This window comes from Clostridium saccharoperbutylacetonicum N1-4(HMT) (assembly GCF_000340885.1).
In the GTDB taxonomy this organism is placed as follows: Bacteria; Bacillota; Clostridia; order Clostridiales; family Clostridiaceae; genus Clostridium; species Clostridium saccharoperbutylacetonicum.
In genome coordinates, this window is record NC_020291.1 from 2698986 (window position 1) to 2715722 (window position 16737).

Here is a 16737-nt window from a genome sequence, read left to right on the forward strand (position 1 = left end):
ATAAGAAGTTTTTTCTGGCAGCACTAAAAGTGAATTGTTTAAAAATGAGTTTAGACAAGCCGCTTTTAGTGTTTTTTATTACAAAAAGTTGTTTAAGTTAATTATTTTTAAAACATTTTGGGTTCAATACTATACTTTAGTATAATATACAAATTATACTAAAATGTAATATCATACAATAGGTAAAATATTGATAAGGGGATGTGTCTGTTATGAAAAAAATTAACGAAAGATAAAATGAAAGATGATTAAGGCTTATAACTACTTAAAAAAATATTTAATTAAAAAAAGTTAGGGGAGAAAAGATGTTTAAAAAAATATTAACGGTATTGGTAGTGGCGATTATGGTTATTGCCAACTCAAGCATTGTGCATGCAAGTGATTCGACAAATGGTACTGATGAGATCAATTGGATTGAAGGGCCAAAGACTGTAGATGTTGGAACTGATCTAGCAAAACTTGATTTGCCTGAGGAATATGTTTTTGCAGATGGTAAAGATGCAAAAAAATTAATGAAGGAAATGGATAATTTTATTACTGATAAAGAACAGGGAATTGTATTCTCAAAGGATGAAAAAGAAAACTGGTATGTTTTATTTGAGTTCGATGATATTGGATATATTAAAGACAGCGATTCCAAAAATATTGATGCTGATGCACTTCTTGCAGATATAAAAAAGGGGACTGAAGAAGATAATGCAGAAAGAAGGAAGAGTGGAAAGTCAACAATAGATATAATAGGTTGGGATGAAAAGCCACATTATGATCCAAATACACATAATTTAGTTTGGTCTGTGTTAAGTACTTCAAAAGGAGAAAAAATTGTTAATTATAATGTTAGAATTTTAGGTCGTGGTGGAGTTACTGAAGTTACTTTAGTAGCTGGTAAGGATGAAATGGATAAGGTAAAGCCTAAACTAGCTACAATAATCAGTAAATATTCATATAAAGAAGGAAAAAGATATTCAGATTACATAAAAGGTGATAAAGCTGCAGAAATAGGGCTTACTGCATTAATAGCAGGAGGAGCTGGTGCAGGTGCTGCTAAGGTAGGATTATTAGCTAAAATATTACTAATATTTAAAAAGGTTTGGATAGTTATTATAGTTGCTATAGGTGGATTATTTAAAGGAATATTTAAAGTTTTTAAGAGAAAGCCAAAAAATGATAATGGGATTAATACGAATTCAGAAGAAACTGGTTTTAAAGAAAACCCAAAAATAGATGAAATTTAATATTAATAATTTAATTTTACAATTGGTTAATCTTGGAGGTAAGTAATGTTTAAAAATATAAAAAATAAAATAGCAGTTATTTTAATAGGAGCAATAGTTTCAGTAACTTTTGCAGGTTGTGCTGGTTCTAAACCTGGAGATAGACTTAAGGAAATCAAGCCAATTCCAATAAGCGTTGAGGGCGTTGAATTTAAAGTTGGAGAATCAAAAGTAGGGGATATAGTTAATGGTGGATTATCAGTTTCGCCTGATTTAAACTTTAAGTCTGGAATCGATGGGTTAAAGCTTGATAAAATGACCTATTATTTAGGATATATAAATAAAGACGGGTATAATTTAGGAAATATTAATTTTGTTAACAATACTAAAGAAAGTAAAGAATATAAAGATTGTTTGATTAGCGAATACAAAATGAAATTCACAAATCTAACTTCTGAAAGTAAGAAATACAGATTTGATAATATCTTAGTCGATGGAATTAATTTTAAAGGTATGTCTATAGATGATGTAAAAAAGGTTATGGCAGAAAAAACAAGTGAAGTTTCTGATATAAAGGAACCAGATGGTAGCATTGCTATTTTAAATTATACAGTTAATAAAGTGAGTGTAAATATTTCTTTTGACCATACAACAAAAACTGTAAGTGAAATTGATGTACAAGTATATAATACTTTTTTTGAATAAGGATAATTAAGTAGCTTAAAATCTTTAGATAAACAGGTGGTTTTAATTCATGTTAGAATTTAACTACCTGTTTTGTATTTTATGATTATATTAAACTTAATCTATAAATGTTTTGCTAGTATTAAATAATCAAGTAAAAAGGAGTATATTTATTAAAAAATTAATATTTTCTAGAAAACTATGGAAATATATCAACAAAATGTTTATAATGTAAATAATATCTTAAAAGGGGGTAATAATTATTATGAAAAAAAATCTACAAAGGAAATTGGTTTGTGTACCTTTAGCATTAAGCATTTTGTTAAGTCAATCAGCAGTTTTTGCAGCAGGACCTGTTACAAGAGATTCAGTTGATCAAAAGTATAAATGGAGTATTGATGATATATATCCAACTAAAGACCTTTTTGACGCTGATTACAAAAAAGTTACAGAAACATATATTCCAAAGCTAAATAGTTTTAAAGGGCATTTAACTAGTGCACAAAGTATAAAAGATTGTCTTAATACAAAAGACGAAATGATGAGAATAGTTGAAAAATTATATGTATACGCAAGTATGAAATCAAATGAAGATGAATCAAATAGTCCGAATTCAGAAAAGAAATCTTTAACAGAAAGTTTGAATTCACAAGTAGGGGTAGCAACAGCATTTATTCAAACTGAAATTCTTGCACAATCAGAGGACACAATAAAAAAATATATGCAAGATCCATTACTGGCAGATTATAAACACTATATAGACAGGCTATTAAAAGAAAAAGCCCATACTCTTTCTCAAGGTGAAGAAGAGATTTTAGCAGCTGCTTCAGATATGGCTTCATCTCCAGATGATATATATTCAAAGCTTAAAACAGATATGGAAGGATTTTTACCTACAATTAAAGACCCTGAAAATAAGGATTTTAAAATAACAAATTCTTCTTATGGATCTATGCTAGATAATCAAAATAGAGACTTTAGAAAAAAAGGGTTTGAAGAATTATACAGTGTATATGATAAGGAAAAAAATTCTTTAGCAGCTACTTTAAATGCAGAAGTAAAGAAAAATGAATTTTTTGCTAAGGAAAGAAAATATAATTCTGCTGAAGAAGCTGCACTTGCAGATGAGAATATTCCTGTAGCTGTTTATGATAATTTGGTTAGTTCTGTAGACAAGAATGTCAATAGCCTTCATAAATATGTGACTTTAAGAAAGAAGATACTAGGAGTAGACAAGGTACATTTATATGATATGTATGTTCCATTAACTAAAAATTTTGATGTTAAAATTCCTTATGAAGATGGAAAGAAGCTTGTGCTTAAAGGGTTAGCACCGCTAGGTCAAGATTATATTGATGTTTTGAGTAATGCTTTTGAAAGCAGATGGGCTGATGTATATGAAACAAATAATAAATACTCTGGTGCATATCAATGGGGAACTTATGATACCCACCCATATGTTTTAATGAATTATGATGAAAGTGCTGATTCAGTACTTACCACAGCTCATGAATTTGGACATGCTATGAATGCTTATTATACAAATAAAACTCAAAAGTATGTAAATAGTGAACAACCAATATTTACAGCAGAAGTAGCTTCTACAGCAAATGAGTTAATGATGCTAAGATATTTAATAAACAATGCTAAAACTGATGATGAAAAACTTTATTATATAAATACTTTGGCAGAAGACATAAGAGGCACAGTTTATACTCAAACAATGTATGCAGAATTCGAAAAAATGATACATGAGAGAGTTGAAAAAGGTGAAGGTATCTCGGCTGATTCTTTAAGCAGTATGTGGAAAGATCTTATGGTAAAATATTATGGCGATGATTTCCAAGATGATGAACTAGCTAATTTATGGTGGGCAAGAATTCCTCATTTCTATATGAACTTTTATGTTTATAAATATGCAACTTCTATGGCGGCTTCAAATCAGTTAGTAAAAAACATGACCGAAGGAACTGATGCAAGTAAAGCAGAAGGTGTAAAGAAATATAGGAATTTCCTTACTTCAGGTTCTTCTGATTATCCAATAGAAACTCTTAAAAAAGCTGGTGTTGATGTAACAACAAGTGAATCAGTAGATAATTTATTAAAGGAATTTGATCAATTAGTAGATCAAATGGATCAAATATTATCAAAACAACAAAAGAAATAATATAAGATATAATTAAAGCTTACAAGAATTTTCTTGTAAGCTTTAATTAGGTTATCATAATAACTAATATCTTTATATAGATATCCAAACCAAGAATTAGACTTATGCAACAATTACCGAAATATGATACATTTATCTTCTGCAGGACTAGTAAAATTTTCTCTGGAAGGTTCTAAATGTGGGCTTGTCGTCATTTCAGCGTGTTCCAGATGTAAAATCCCCAAGGAGAAAGTTCATGTTTCCAAATATAAAAGCTCCAGGGAGAAAGTTCGTGTTTCCAAATATAAAATTTGGACACTTACTTTTTGGACATTCACTTTTAGACAAGCTGTAAATGAAACAAGCCATAGGGGAAACTCGACTCACGTTCGTTCGCTGAGTAAGCGATTCACACCAAATCATAGATTTGGGTTCTCTGCTTAATACCCTTCAACAGCTCAATTTCACATGCCTGCTCCAGAAAAAATATACCATATTTCTAGTGTAGTTTAGTAATTTTAATTTCTCAAGAGTGTATACATATTCCATTTATAAGTTTGATTATTAATTTGGATATATATATCATTCAGAAAAATATTTTTTGTCGGAATAAAGATTATAAAAAAATAGAAAAATTTATATAATAATTGCAGTTTTCGATAATTTGTAGGAAAATATAAGTATAGAAATATTCAGAATATTCAAAAAGAATATTTTGATTTTGCATTAGAGAATTACATAATGGGTATTGAGTTAAAATTTATTTGTAAAAGGAGAGAGGTAAATGAGTAAACACATGTCAACAGAAGTTCGTGTTCCAATTGAACCAGGAAATCCATCGGTTATGAGAATCGAAGAAAAATGCATAAAGTGTGGTCAGTGTAAAACTATCTGCAAAGATTACATAGGAGTGTTAGGTTATTATGATTTAAGCAAGACTAATGACATTCCAATATGTATAAATTGTGGTCAATGTGCAAATGTCTGTCCAGTAGATAGCATAATAGAAACTTATGAATTTAGAGAGGTTATGGAGGCAATTAATGATAAAGATAAAATTGTAATTGTAAATACATCGCCTTCAGTTAGAGTTTCTTTGGGAGAAGAATTTGGAATGGAAGATGGTTCATTTGTTCAAGGTAAGATGGTTGCACTGCTTAGAAAATTAGGAGTGAATTATGTCCTTGATACTAATTTTGGAGCAGATCTAACAATTATGGAAGAAGCAAGTGAATTAATAGAAAGAGTTAAAAAAAATAAGAACTTACCACAGTTTACAAGTTGTTGTCCTGCATGGGTTAAATTTGCTGAGACTTATTATCCTGAAATAATTCCCAATATATCAACTTCAAAAAGTCCAATTGGTATGCAGGGACCAACAGTAAAATCTTATTTCGCTGAGAGTATGGACATAGATCCTAAAAAAATAGTTAATGTAGCTTTGACTCCTTGTACTGCAAAGAAATTTGAAATACGAAGAGAAGAAATGAAGGATGCAGGAAATTATCTTGATATAGATGATATGAGAGATATGGATTATGTTATTACCACAAGAGAATTAGCCTTGTGGGCAAAAGAAAAAGGCATAGATTTTAATTCCTTAGAAGATTCTGAGTTTGATAGAGTTATGGGAGAAGCATCTGGTGCAGGTGTTATTTTCGGAAATACTGGAGGAGTAATGGAAGCTGCACTTCGTACAGCTTATGAATTTATTACTAAGGAAAAGGTGCCAGATACCTTGTATGACCTTAAACCAGTAAGAGGTATGGAAGAAATGAAAGAAGCAAGTTTAGATATTGGAGACATAACATTAAATGTAGCTGTTATCTATGGTACTGATAATGTAAGGAAAATGATGGACAAACTAAAAACTTCTGATAAGCAATATCATTTTATAGAAGTAATGACATGTCCTGGTGGATGCATAGGTGGTGGTGGACAAGCAAAACATAGGATTGACAAAATTAAAGAAGCAAATGAAAAACGTATAATGAGTCTATATGATAAGGATAATAAGATGAAGCTTAGATTAAGTCATAAAAATCCTGAAATAGAAATGCTTTATAATGAGTTTTATGGAGAGCCATTAAGTGAATTGGCTGAAAAGATGTTACATACTTCCTATTATAGCAGAAGTAATGATTTAGGAGAAAATTAGGCATAAGTATAACAAAGATGTATAATAAAACATGCATGTAGTTGGATACTCTTATTTAACCATGCTTGTTTTATTTTATTGTAAGAATTTTTTAATAAAAAACAATGTGATTTGTTACACATCTGTCAAAAATCTATGGTAATATAATTCGTGACATAGATAAGAGTATTTATAATAATATAGAGATAATTAAATACTTATATGAAGAAAAGATAGCAGAATTATTTTATGCTTAAGGGAGATGAACTGATGAAAATATTAGAAACTCTATTAATAAAACCTTTAATAGAGACAATATATTTAACCGGAATGATTATTTTAATAGGCTTACTATTAGGAGTTTTAAGGAATGGGGCTCTTAAGAATTTTATGAAAAGTTTTGGATTTAAATCTGTAATGATAACTGGATTTATTGGGGTTCCAATACACGAATGTAGCCATGCTTTAATTGCAATTTTCTTTAAACATTCTATAACAGATATGAAATTACTACAGAAACCAGATGCTAGTGGGACTTTAGGGTATGTTAGACATTCTTATAATCCTAAGAGCATTTATCAGCAGATAGGAAACTTCTTTATAGGTATAGCTCCAATCTTTGGAGGATTAATTTCATTAATATTATTAATGAAAGTCCTATTGCCTGCTTCGTATGCAGAATTTATAAAAATTTCAACTCGTAATTTAAGTATTACAAGTATAAATACTGAGGTTATTAAAGGAATAACAAATTCATATTATGATCTGATAAGAACTATATTTACAAAATCAAATTTTGATAATCCTTATTTTTATTTATTTTTATTTTTAGCTATATGTATTTCATCACATATCTCATTAAGTAGAGCAGATATAAATGGAGCATCTGGGGGATTATTATTAATATTTTTAATAATAATAATCTTAAATATGTTTGGATTTACAAATTTTATATCGATGGCAGATATTGTAAAATACAATGTAGTGTTGACAGGTTTTCTTTTGGTAGCCTTAATATTTTCTATGATAACCTATATAATAAGTGGAGTTTCAGCACTGTTGATAAAATAAATTTCAAAATTAACTAATTTGAATGAAATTTTTTCTGAATATTTTTCTTTTAAGAATATATTTGTAATAAGTTATAATCTTAGTATATAATGTGCTTATTAAGAAAGTAGAGTTGTACTTAAACTAAAGGAGATGTAACGTTGCAAGGTAAATGTTATTATTGTAAGAAAGAATTAACTGAGCGAACAATTAAAAGGCACATGAAAAATTGTCCAGAAATGAAAGAAGTTATTGATAAACAAATGAGAACAGCTAAAGGGACAAGAAACCAATTTATCATTTCTATCAAAGATAAGGACGAACCTAATAAATATTGTATTTATGTATCAATAGATACTAACCTGCAATTGCAGCATTTAGACAAATTTATTAGAGATATTTGGGTTGAGTGTTGTGGGCATTTAAGTGCTTTTTATATTGATGGTAAAATATTAACTGATAATATGAATGAATTGTATGAGATGAACTTATTTTTAAAAGATGTATTAAGTGTTGGTAAGAAATTTGGATATGAGTACGATTTTGGATCAAGTACTAATTTAAGTTTAGAGGTTGTTGAAGTTTTAGAAGTGCCAAAAGAATTTACTCAAATAGAAATTATAGCAAGAAATAACAAATATATTTCTCCTAGAAATGGAATTTGCGGATATAATGGAAAAAAATCTGATGAGAAGCAATATTTGCCCCAAAATAATATAAAATATAAAATTAGCAGGAAGAAACCATTACATAATGAAGATTTAGAATTTAATTTATTAAGCAGTAATTTAAAGGATATTTCTCAAAGGCTTACTGATAAAATTTATGATCAAATACATAGTAGTGAATTTAGTGGAGACAATTCTATACAACAAGTACTAGATGATGAGTTAGAGAAGTATTATGATCATTTAGACAATAATGTTGCTAATGGTTTTATGGAATTGTTTTATAAAGGAAAATGCTCATTTGATTTAGAGGAGCTTATAAAATCATGTCCAAAAGATCAAATTAAAGTTTTAGGAGAAAATATTGGATTAAAAATACCATCAAATTTAAATAAGTCAAAGGCAGTTGAAAAATATGTAGGGGAATATGAAAAGTGTATTAGCAGTGAAATGAAACTGCTTGATGAAAAAATGTTTAAACTATTATGGAAATATATAAAAAGTAATGGAATAATTAATTTCCTAGAAAATGAGGCAATAAAGCATACAGCTTTAATGCAGGAAGGGATGGTTTTTCCATGTTTAAAAGATAATGAACCTGTATTTATTATGCCAAAAATAATGCAAGATATAGTTAAGAAAAATGATACTTTAGAGTTTAGAAAATTAATTAAAAGGAATAGTGAGATTATAAGTATCGTTAAAGGAATGATTGAAGCTTACGGTTTTATAGCGTTTGATGATATTAAAGTGTTAATTAAAAGATATACAATTGATATTGATGAAATAATGTTATTGAAGTTATTAGAAAAATCAGCTTTGTATTCTGAGTATCAATATTATGGATCGGTAGATGAAGATGGAAGAATTATTTTTATTAATGAAAAAATAGAAGACTATGAAGAAATATTAGAAGAAATTGATAATGCTTTGGATTATACCATGATTGAAAAAGAAGAATTAGTTTTGATGTCAGAAAGAGATTATCTTCACAAAAGCAAGGCAGGAAGTAAATTTATTAAAGAATTTTATGAAATGTTTGATATGGATAGGGATGATGTTATCGAGAATATGAATATATTAGCCTTAGATATTCAATATAGAGATAGTAATGCAATTATTAGAGATGTATTAGATGGTATACAGGAAACTCTTAATAAGGACGAGGAGAACAGAGTTTGCACTGTGTTCAATGATTTCATTAAAAACGTGAGGCTATGGAAATATAAGGGCGAAACTATAAGTGAAAAGGATGGTATTAAGAAACCAGTAGTATGTAAAAAAACTTCAAGTAGAAATGAACCTTGTCCATGTGGAAGTGGCAAGAAATATAAAAATTGTTGTGGCAAAAATGGAAATGTAATTCAATTATTTTAAATTTAAAATGATGAATAATAAATTAAAATAAGTACATAATAATATTGAAAGAGGTGATTCTCATGGATAATGATTTTAACCATAATATTTTTGGTATAGTCCGAAAATGATTTTAAAGTCCCATAAGTACACTTGTCTTTCTGAAAGAAATAAAGCTAGGGAGAAGTCCCTGGCTTTATTTTGCTTTATGGAATTATTTGCTTATTAATATTGTATTTTGTTTTATATGTTATACTAATATTAGAAATATGGAAAATAGTAAAAAAAACATATATAATGGATATTATATGTCGAACAATGAATTATAGTTTTTTAGTTTGAATAATCACACAATATAGGAAGTGAAAATAGTAGTTATGGATTTAAAAAGCGAATTATGGATAGATGAATTACAACGGATTGGAAAAGTAGGTATCTTTAGTTATGATAGAAGAAAAGGTATTATCAATGTATCAGATGTAGTGTATGAATTGCTAGGGATAAGTGACAAGTGTGTTAGAGATAAGAAAGGGTGGTTAAATGTTATTCATCCGAAACAGAGAGAAGAGATTAGAGAGTACTTTAGAGTAATAATTGAAACAAGGCAAGATTTTGACAAAGAATTTAAAATTTTATGTGAAAGTGATAATGTCGAGAGATGGATAGAATTTAAAGGAAAGGTATTCTGTGATAAAAATGGTATGGCAGAAAAAATATCAGGTACCATACATGATGTAAGTGAAATTAAGAAAAACGAAGAAAAATTCAAAAAACTTTATATGGAATTTCAAGAAAAAGAGTCCCTTTTAGTTTCTTTGATTAATTCTATTCCAGACTTGATTTATTTCAAAGATATTTATGGTTCATATTTGGGGTGCAACAAATCTTTTGAAAAGTTTTCGGGATTAAAAAGAGAAGAAATCTTAGGAAATAAAGATGTTGATATTTTCAGTGAGGAAGTTGCAAAAACTTTTTTATGTACTGATGAAAAAACAGTTTATAGTAGGAAAACCTATGAATTTGAAGAATGGGTTGAATATGCAACTGGAGAGAAAATTTTATTAAATACTTTAAAAACGCCATATTATAACCCTAAAGGTGATATTTTAGGGATAATAGGAGTGAGTAGAAATATTACTGAGAAAAGTAAAAGAGAACAATTAAAGAAGGATATGGAAAATGAGAAATTAAGATTAGATGAGTTAAAGGAAATAGATAGAATGAAGACTGAATTCTTTGCCAATATTTCTCATGAATTAAGAACTCCTATAAATGTAATTTATTCAGCATTACAAATGGAACAAGTTATGTTGAAAAATTTATTTGGAGAAAATGATCAGCAAGATAAAATGAGATATGTAAAGATGATGAAACAAAATTGTTATCGTCTTTTAAGACTTATTGAGAATTTAATTGATATAACTAAATTTGAAAATGGTTATGTTAATATAAATAAAAGTAATTATGATATTGTAAGTTTAGTTGAAAATGTTGTATTATCCGTAGCTGGTTATATTGAAAACAGGGATCTATCAATCATATTTGATACTGATATTGAAGAAAAAGTTATAGCACTTGATGCTGAAAAAATGGAGCGAATTATTTTGAATTTGTTATCAAATGCAGTGAAATTTACGCCAAGTGGAGGGAATATAACTGTAAAGGTTCATGAAAATAATAATTATATATTTATACAAATAAAAGATACTGGTAAAGGTATACCAGAAGATAAACTCAATTCTATATTTGAACGTTTCGTTCAAGTAGATAAGCCTTCTACAAGAAATCATGAGGGAAGTGGAATTGGTCTCTCTATTGTTAAATCATTAGTTGAGCAACATGGAGGAGATATATCTGTGGAAAGTAAAGAAGGTATTGGAACTGAGTTCGTCATTAAAATTCCTTGTGAAGTAATTCAAGGTGAATCTTGTAAATTTAATTTAGATGAACTTCAGATGAATAAGGGTAGTATTTCAAGAGTTAATATAGAATTTTCAAATCTATAGTTACGAATTACCTATCTTTAATAAGAGATTATAATATATTAATATTATAATTATTGAGGTATAGATTAATCTATACCTTTGGTTTTATGAATTTTTTTGATTTGCAAAAAAATCCATCTTATAGTTATGCTATGTTTAAGGAAGTATATAGATGCAAGATTTTATAAAAAATATTATTTTTGTGTTAAAATAGAAAACAAGAGAAATAAAAAAATGGAAATTAATAGATTGGAATGAAATAATGATGAAAATTAAAGAACTGAATCAAGAAGAAATAATTAAGGTATATAATGAACATATGATATTAGACTTCCCTAGTGAAGAGCTAAAACCTGTTGAGGTAATGCTAAATCTTTTAAAGAAAAAAATCTATATATGCTATGGGTTGTATGATAATGAAGATTTATTAGCTTATGCATTTATTGTAACTTTAAAAGAATATATGTTGATTGATTACTATGCAGTTTGCGAAAAACATAGAAATAAGGGGATAGGAAGTAAATTGCTAGCTATTTTAAAGGAACAATGTAAAGATTATAACGGTATTTTTGTAGAAGTTGAAAAAGTAGAAGAGGCTTTTGAGGATGCTGAAAAATTAATACGTAAGAGAAGGATAGAATTTTATGAGAGAAATGGATTTAAAATGACTAAAATTTCAATAGAATTATTTAAAGTTAATTTTTCTGTAATGTGTTTATACAACAAAAAAACTGAGGAGTCAGTTATTTATAAAGGACTGGAGGGTATATATAAAGAAATAGTTAAAGGTAAGCTTTATCTTGATAATGTAAAGCTTAGTTTGTTGAATTAATTTATAGGAGATATGTATGATGAAAGAATTATTAACAGTATATAATGAACAATTAGAAGAAGTAGGAATATTGTCTAGGGATGAAATCCATAAAAAGGGACTTAAGCACAAAGTAGTTCATTGCTGGATAATAGAAAGAGGAGAAATTGGCATCTATTTATATTTTCAACAAAGATCCTTTAACAAATCAGATTTTCCAGGTATGTATGATATAGCTTGTGCAGGTCATATTGATGCAGGAGAAGAGGCAGAAATAGCTATGATACGGGAATTAGATGAGGAAATTGGATTAAATATAAACAAAAATGATTTGAAATACCTAGGAAGAAAATTTGAAGCTTTTCAAAAGGGAGAATTTTTTGATAATGAAATATGTGAAATGTATCTTTTAGAAGTAAAGGATAATACTAAATTTATTTTAGGGGACGAAGTTGAAGATATGGTGAGAGTATCAGTAATTGAATATGAAAAGTGGATTAATAAAGAATTGAAAGAATTAGAAGTATCTTCAATTGAAGGAAGTAAGAAAGTTGTTCTTAGAGAGGATAATATATGTCCTCATATTAGGGAATATAATGAAAGATTACTTGAAACTGTATATAAGGGAAAATAGAAAATAAATTAAGTTATTAACTTAAAATAAGCAAAACGTTACTTTTGAAATTATTTAAATGTAACGTTTTGCTTATATAAGTTTTTAGGTGTACATTAATATATAGTTAATTAGTTTATGGACTTATTTTTTGCAACAGGAAAAAGTAATCCAGAAGTTTTTAAAACAGGTCTTATAACATTATAGATGGTGCTTACTAATATAACTGAGACAACAGCATTAATAAAAGTTGCAAACACACTAAATTTGGCTAGGATAGCAGCCATTTGCTGTGGTTGACCAAGAATATATTGTTTATAAAAATATCCAACAATAGGATCAAAAACAACATTAAAAGATAATCCTCCAATAGCAGCAATTATTGTCCATCTGGCAATATATTTTTTATCATAACTTTGATCTATTTTAGCAAAGTTATGAGCAATTAATCCAGTAATTAATCCAATACACAATTTCAAAATGAATGTTTTTGGTGCACCAATAGCATAGGTTGGATCTAACAAATCAGATATTGTCATTCCTATGGCACCAGATAAGCCACCATACAAACCTCCAAGAAGTAAAGCAGCCAAAACACAAAAAGCATTTCCCACATGCAGAGATACTGCATCACCACCTGCTACTGGTATTTTAATTGAAAGAAAAGTAAAAGATACAAAGCATAATGCAGCAAGTATTCCTGTTTGAAGTAATTTAATAAGTCGAGTGTTTTTATTTTCCATATAATATGCCCCCTTTGTAAAAACTATCTGTATATGAAAATTCTGCTGTTATTATAACATCAGAAAAGTTAAAAAGGCAATTGTATGGATACATATAGGGTATCCTTTAAGCATATAATCCAGCAGTTATAAGTCTCTTTCTAATTTGTGGTCCAATCAATGCTGCAAGTATCATTTTTATTAAATCTCCTGGCAAAAAGGGAATAACTGCAACTGATAGGGCTGAGTTAAACGGCATTTTAGTTAGATATGCTAGCCAAATAGTACCCAAAATATATGTAACTATTGAACCAAGTATCATTCCTAATAAGCACATATAAATTTTGTTTGTAAATTTATCTATAAAGATTCCACTGATTGATGCCAAAAAAATAAATCCAATTAAATATCCACCTGTTGGGCCTAACAATTTTGTGAATCCTCCTGAGAAACCTGAAAAGACAGGTAATCCAATAATTCCAATGAAAAGATAAACAATGCAGCTAATGGTTCCTTTTTTTCCACCTAAAGCATATATTGCAAAAAAAATAGCAAGATTAGTCAAGGAAACAGGAACTATTCCTATAGGAAGTGATAGGGGGCCTAAGATACAAATAACTGCAGTCATTACACCAATCAAAGTCAATTGGCGAGTACTTATTCTTCTTGTATTTTCCATATTTCTATTCTCCTTAATAATGTTATAAAATATTAGCAAATTAATTTAGATTTAGTATATAATTAATTATGTTTATTGTCAACTTTAAAATTAAAAATTGGTTAACAAATAAAAATTAAAAAGGTTTATTAAATTTATAGATATCCAATTTAATAATCAAACTTATAAATGTAATATATATGTAGTATTGAGAAACTATAATTGTAACACTACACCAGAAATCAGATACATTTTTCTGGAAGCAGGCATGTGAAATTGAGCTGATGATGGTTATTAGTGGAAGGTTGTTTCATTTTCTGCTTGTCATAAACTTACTTTAGGAACATGCAGAAATGAGTGCAACCTTCCACTTAGAACCTTCCAGCGAAAATTTCACTAGTCCTTTGGAAGATAAATGTATCTGATTTCGGTAATTGTTGCATAAGTCTAATTCTCGCTTTGGATATCTATGGAAATTATAACAATTTAGTGACTTTTGTTTCAATTAATCATAATATAAAATAATGAATATTTTCAGAGGGTGAAAATTATGAATGTATTAGAGGATAATGAGAAATATAGCTTTAACCATTATTCAAAAAGTCAATTAAATAATATAATTAAGGTTTTTGGAAAAGGTATATTAAGTGTAAAGCCTGATTTAGCTAAGTTGCTAATTGGAGTTATAACAGAAAATGTTCAATTAGAAGTGGCACAACAGGAAAATGCTCTTATAACCCAGAATGTTATTAATAGTATATTAGAAATTGGAGTATTTCCTGACAATATACAAACTCAAAACTATAATATACGAACAAAATATGATTATATTGAGGGTAAACAAGTTTTTAGAGGTTATGAGGTTACTAATAATTTAAATGTTCTTATAACGAATATAAAGTCGGCGGGAGAAGTAATTGATACTGCTGTAAGAAATGGAGCAAATAATATTGGAGATCTCAATTTTCTTGTTTCAAATGAACAAAGATATTATTACGAAGTATTAAATAGAGCTGTCACAGATGCTCAAAATAAGGCAAGGGTTATGGGAAATAAATTAGGAGTGAGATTAAATGATATTCCCATAAGAATAGTTGAACTTGCTATGGGAAACATATCGCCATTACCAGCAATGACTTTTAAGTCTGTAAGTGGGACAACTCCTATTGAAGCAGGAGAAAATAATATTGAAGCAAACGTTGAAGCTGTATTTGAATATATGGAATAAAGTTTGATTTAAATTGATAATTAGTAAATAAAAAAGAAGTTAGTATTGAATTATTTAATTCTTTTTATATATTTGAAAAAAGCCAATGCTTTAGAATAATCCTAAACATTGGCTTAAAATTCATATTATATCCAAAATACCGGTACTCTGATTTTGACACCTATCTCTCGATAGGTGGGTGTCCTCACAGATGTTTCAATCGCCCTTAATGCCTTAAATGGACTCACAGAAAGGTACATTTCTTCATCTAAATATTGAACTCCCGAAGTTAATATGTAGGTTCAAAATAAGAGCTTAACGTATATTTCAGAAAAACAATATATTTAATTCATGGAAACTTGTCCACGACTTAATGCTTTAAATTTTTTTAGTTCAATAAACAATATTGCTATTTAACTTAATTGAGCAGGAAAACCTTTGTTTTCTACTGCTAAATTATAATAACATATTTATTTGATATGCACAAGAAAAATGTGCTGTGACGGTCAATGTAATATTTAGTAATTTTAAAACTGTACAAATTTAAAATGGTAGAAATGTCTCCTTGGCACCAAATTTGTACAGCTATGTTTTAAAAGAAACTTATTTAATTATTAACTCTCCATCATAGGAAGTGATGATCTTATATAAATCAGGACGACGATCTCTAAATATACCCCATTCAATACGTTGATTTTCTAATTGATCTAAATCGAACTCAGCAACTAAAACAGTTTCCTCTGTTCTATTAGCCTCAACAATTTTATTTCCTTGTGGTCCAGCAATAAAGGAAGAACCATAAAAGGTTATTTTAGAATCTTCATCTGCTTCAATACCAACTCTATTTGAAGCAATTACAGGAATTAAGTTAGAAGCAGCATGCCCTAACATGCAAGCTTGCCAATGGTCTTTTGAATCAATTGAGCCATCTTGTGGTTCAGAGCCAATAGCTGTAGGGTAGAATAGGATTTCTGCTCCCATTAAAGTCATACATCTAGCAGCTTCAGGATACCATTGATCCCAACAGATCCCAACACCAATTTTTCCATAACGAGTATTCCATACCTTGAAGCCAGTATCCCCAGGATTAAAGTAGAATTTTTCCTCATATCCAGGACCATCAGGAATATGGCTCTTTCTATAGGTTCCAAGTACTTCACCATCAGCATCTATAATTGCTATGGAATTATATCTAGCATAGTTTTTCTTTTCGTAAAAGCTAATTGGAAGAACTACTTTTAATTCTTTAGCAATTTTTTTAAAATGATTAATAGCTCTATTTTCTTCAACTGTTGAAGCATACACATAATAATCAGATTTTTCTTTTTGGCAAAAATATGGTGTTTCAAATAATTCTTGAAGTAAGATGATTTGAGCACCTTTATCAGCAGCGTCTCTAACAAATTGTTCTGCTTTAGAGATATTTTCGTCAATATTGTTAGAACAACTCATTTGTGTAGCAGCAACTTTAACATTTCTCATAACT

Annotated in this window: 13 protein-coding genes and 1 other RNA gene; 10 read left to right on the forward strand and 4 right to left on the reverse strand. The window is 28.6% G+C overall.

Annotated features, from left to right (window positions below):
• The first annotated feature begins 305 nt into the window (after nucleotides 1-305).
• The 9 genes from CSPA_RS11965 to CSPA_RS12005 all read left to right on the forward strand — a co-directional run bounded on the left by CSPA_RS11965 (nucleotide 306) and on the right by CSPA_RS12005 (nucleotide 12685).
• Entirely contained in the window at nucleotides 306-1235 is a 930-nt protein-coding gene (locus tag CSPA_RS11965; RefSeq protein WP_015392535.1) for a DUF2167 domain-containing protein, read from the forward strand.
• A gap of 45 nt (nucleotides 1236-1280) precedes the next feature.
• Nucleotides 1281-1919 carry a hypothetical protein gene (locus CSPA_RS11970; protein WP_015392536.1) on the forward strand — a complete coding sequence of 213 codons (639 nt, stop codon included), beginning with the start codon at nucleotides 1281-1283 and terminating at the stop codon, nucleotides 1917-1919.
• Nucleotides 1920-2163: 244 nt separating this feature from the next.
• Nucleotides 2164-4065: an oligoendopeptidase F gene (gene pepF, locus CSPA_RS11975; protein WP_015392537.1), complete on the forward strand. Its 1902-nt coding sequence runs from the start codon at nucleotides 2164-2166 to the stop codon at nucleotides 4063-4065.
• Nucleotides 4066-4828: 763 nt separating this feature from the next.
• Nucleotides 4829-6202, forward strand: a complete 1374-nt coding sequence (locus CSPA_RS11980) for a [FeFe] hydrogenase, group A (protein WP_015392538.1) — start codon at nucleotides 4829-4831, stop codon at nucleotides 6200-6202.
• Nucleotides 6203-6451: 249 nt separating this feature from the next.
• Nucleotides 6452-7252 carry a hypothetical protein gene (locus CSPA_RS11985; protein ID WP_015392539.1) on the forward strand — a complete coding sequence of 267 codons (801 nt, stop codon included), beginning with the start codon at nucleotides 6452-6454 and terminating at the stop codon, nucleotides 7250-7252.
• Between the two features lie 140 nt (nucleotides 7253-7392).
• A complete protein-coding gene (locus tag CSPA_RS11990; RefSeq protein ID WP_015392540.1) occupies nucleotides 7393-9276 on the forward strand; it encodes an SEC-C metal-binding domain-containing protein in 1884 nt (627 codons plus the stop codon).
• A 356-nt stretch (nucleotides 9277-9632) separates the two neighbouring features.
• Nucleotides 9633-11261, forward strand: coding sequence for a sensor histidine kinase (locus CSPA_RS11995; RefSeq protein ID WP_015392541.1), 1629 nt, complete (start codon nucleotides 9633-9635; stop codon nucleotides 11259-11261).
• Between the two features lie 241 nt (nucleotides 11262-11502).
• Entirely contained in the window at nucleotides 11503-12072 is a 570-nt protein-coding gene (locus CSPA_RS12000) for a GNAT family N-acetyltransferase (protein WP_015392542.1), read from the forward strand.
• Nucleotides 12073-12088: 16 nt separating this feature from the next.
• On the forward strand, nucleotides 12089-12685 hold the full coding sequence (locus CSPA_RS12005; RefSeq protein ID WP_015392543.1) for an NUDIX hydrolase: 597 nt from the start codon (nucleotides 12089-12091) through the stop codon (nucleotides 12683-12685).
• A gap of 110 nt (nucleotides 12686-12795) precedes the next feature.
• On the opposite strand, the gene CSPA_RS12010 is transcribed toward CSPA_RS12005, so the two are convergent.
• Both CSPA_RS12010 and CSPA_RS12015 read right to left on the reverse strand, forming a co-directional pair.
• Nucleotides 12796-13407: an ECF transporter S component gene (locus CSPA_RS12010; protein WP_015392544.1), complete on the reverse strand. Its 612-nt coding sequence runs from the start codon at nucleotides 13405-13407 to the stop codon at nucleotides 12796-12798.
• A gap of 106 nt (nucleotides 13408-13513) precedes the next feature.
• Nucleotides 13514-14065 carry a biotin transporter BioY gene (locus tag CSPA_RS12015; protein ID WP_015392545.1) on the reverse strand — a complete coding sequence of 184 codons (552 nt, stop codon included), beginning with the start codon at nucleotides 14063-14065 and terminating at the stop codon, nucleotides 13514-13516.
• 529 nt (nucleotides 14066-14594) lie between these two features.
• Between CSPA_RS12015 and CSPA_RS12020 the strand changes: the two genes are divergently transcribed.
• A complete protein-coding gene (locus tag CSPA_RS12020) occupies nucleotides 14595-15272 on the forward strand; it encodes an SIMPL domain-containing protein (protein ID WP_015392546.1) in 678 nt (225 codons plus the stop codon).
• 124 nt (nucleotides 15273-15396) lie between these two features.
• Here CSPA_RS12020 and ssrS read toward each other — a convergent pair.
• A non-coding RNA gene (ssrS, locus tag CSPA_RS29145) (6S RNA) lies at nucleotides 15397-15588 on the reverse strand.
• A gap of 266 nt (nucleotides 15589-15854) precedes the next feature.
• Nucleotides 15855-16733 (reverse strand): N-carbamoylputrescine amidase, encoded by an 879-nt coding sequence (gene aguB, locus CSPA_RS12025; protein WP_015392547.1) that lies wholly within the window; start codon nucleotides 16731-16733, stop codon nucleotides 15855-15857.
• Nucleotides 16734-16737 lie beyond the last annotated feature (4 nt).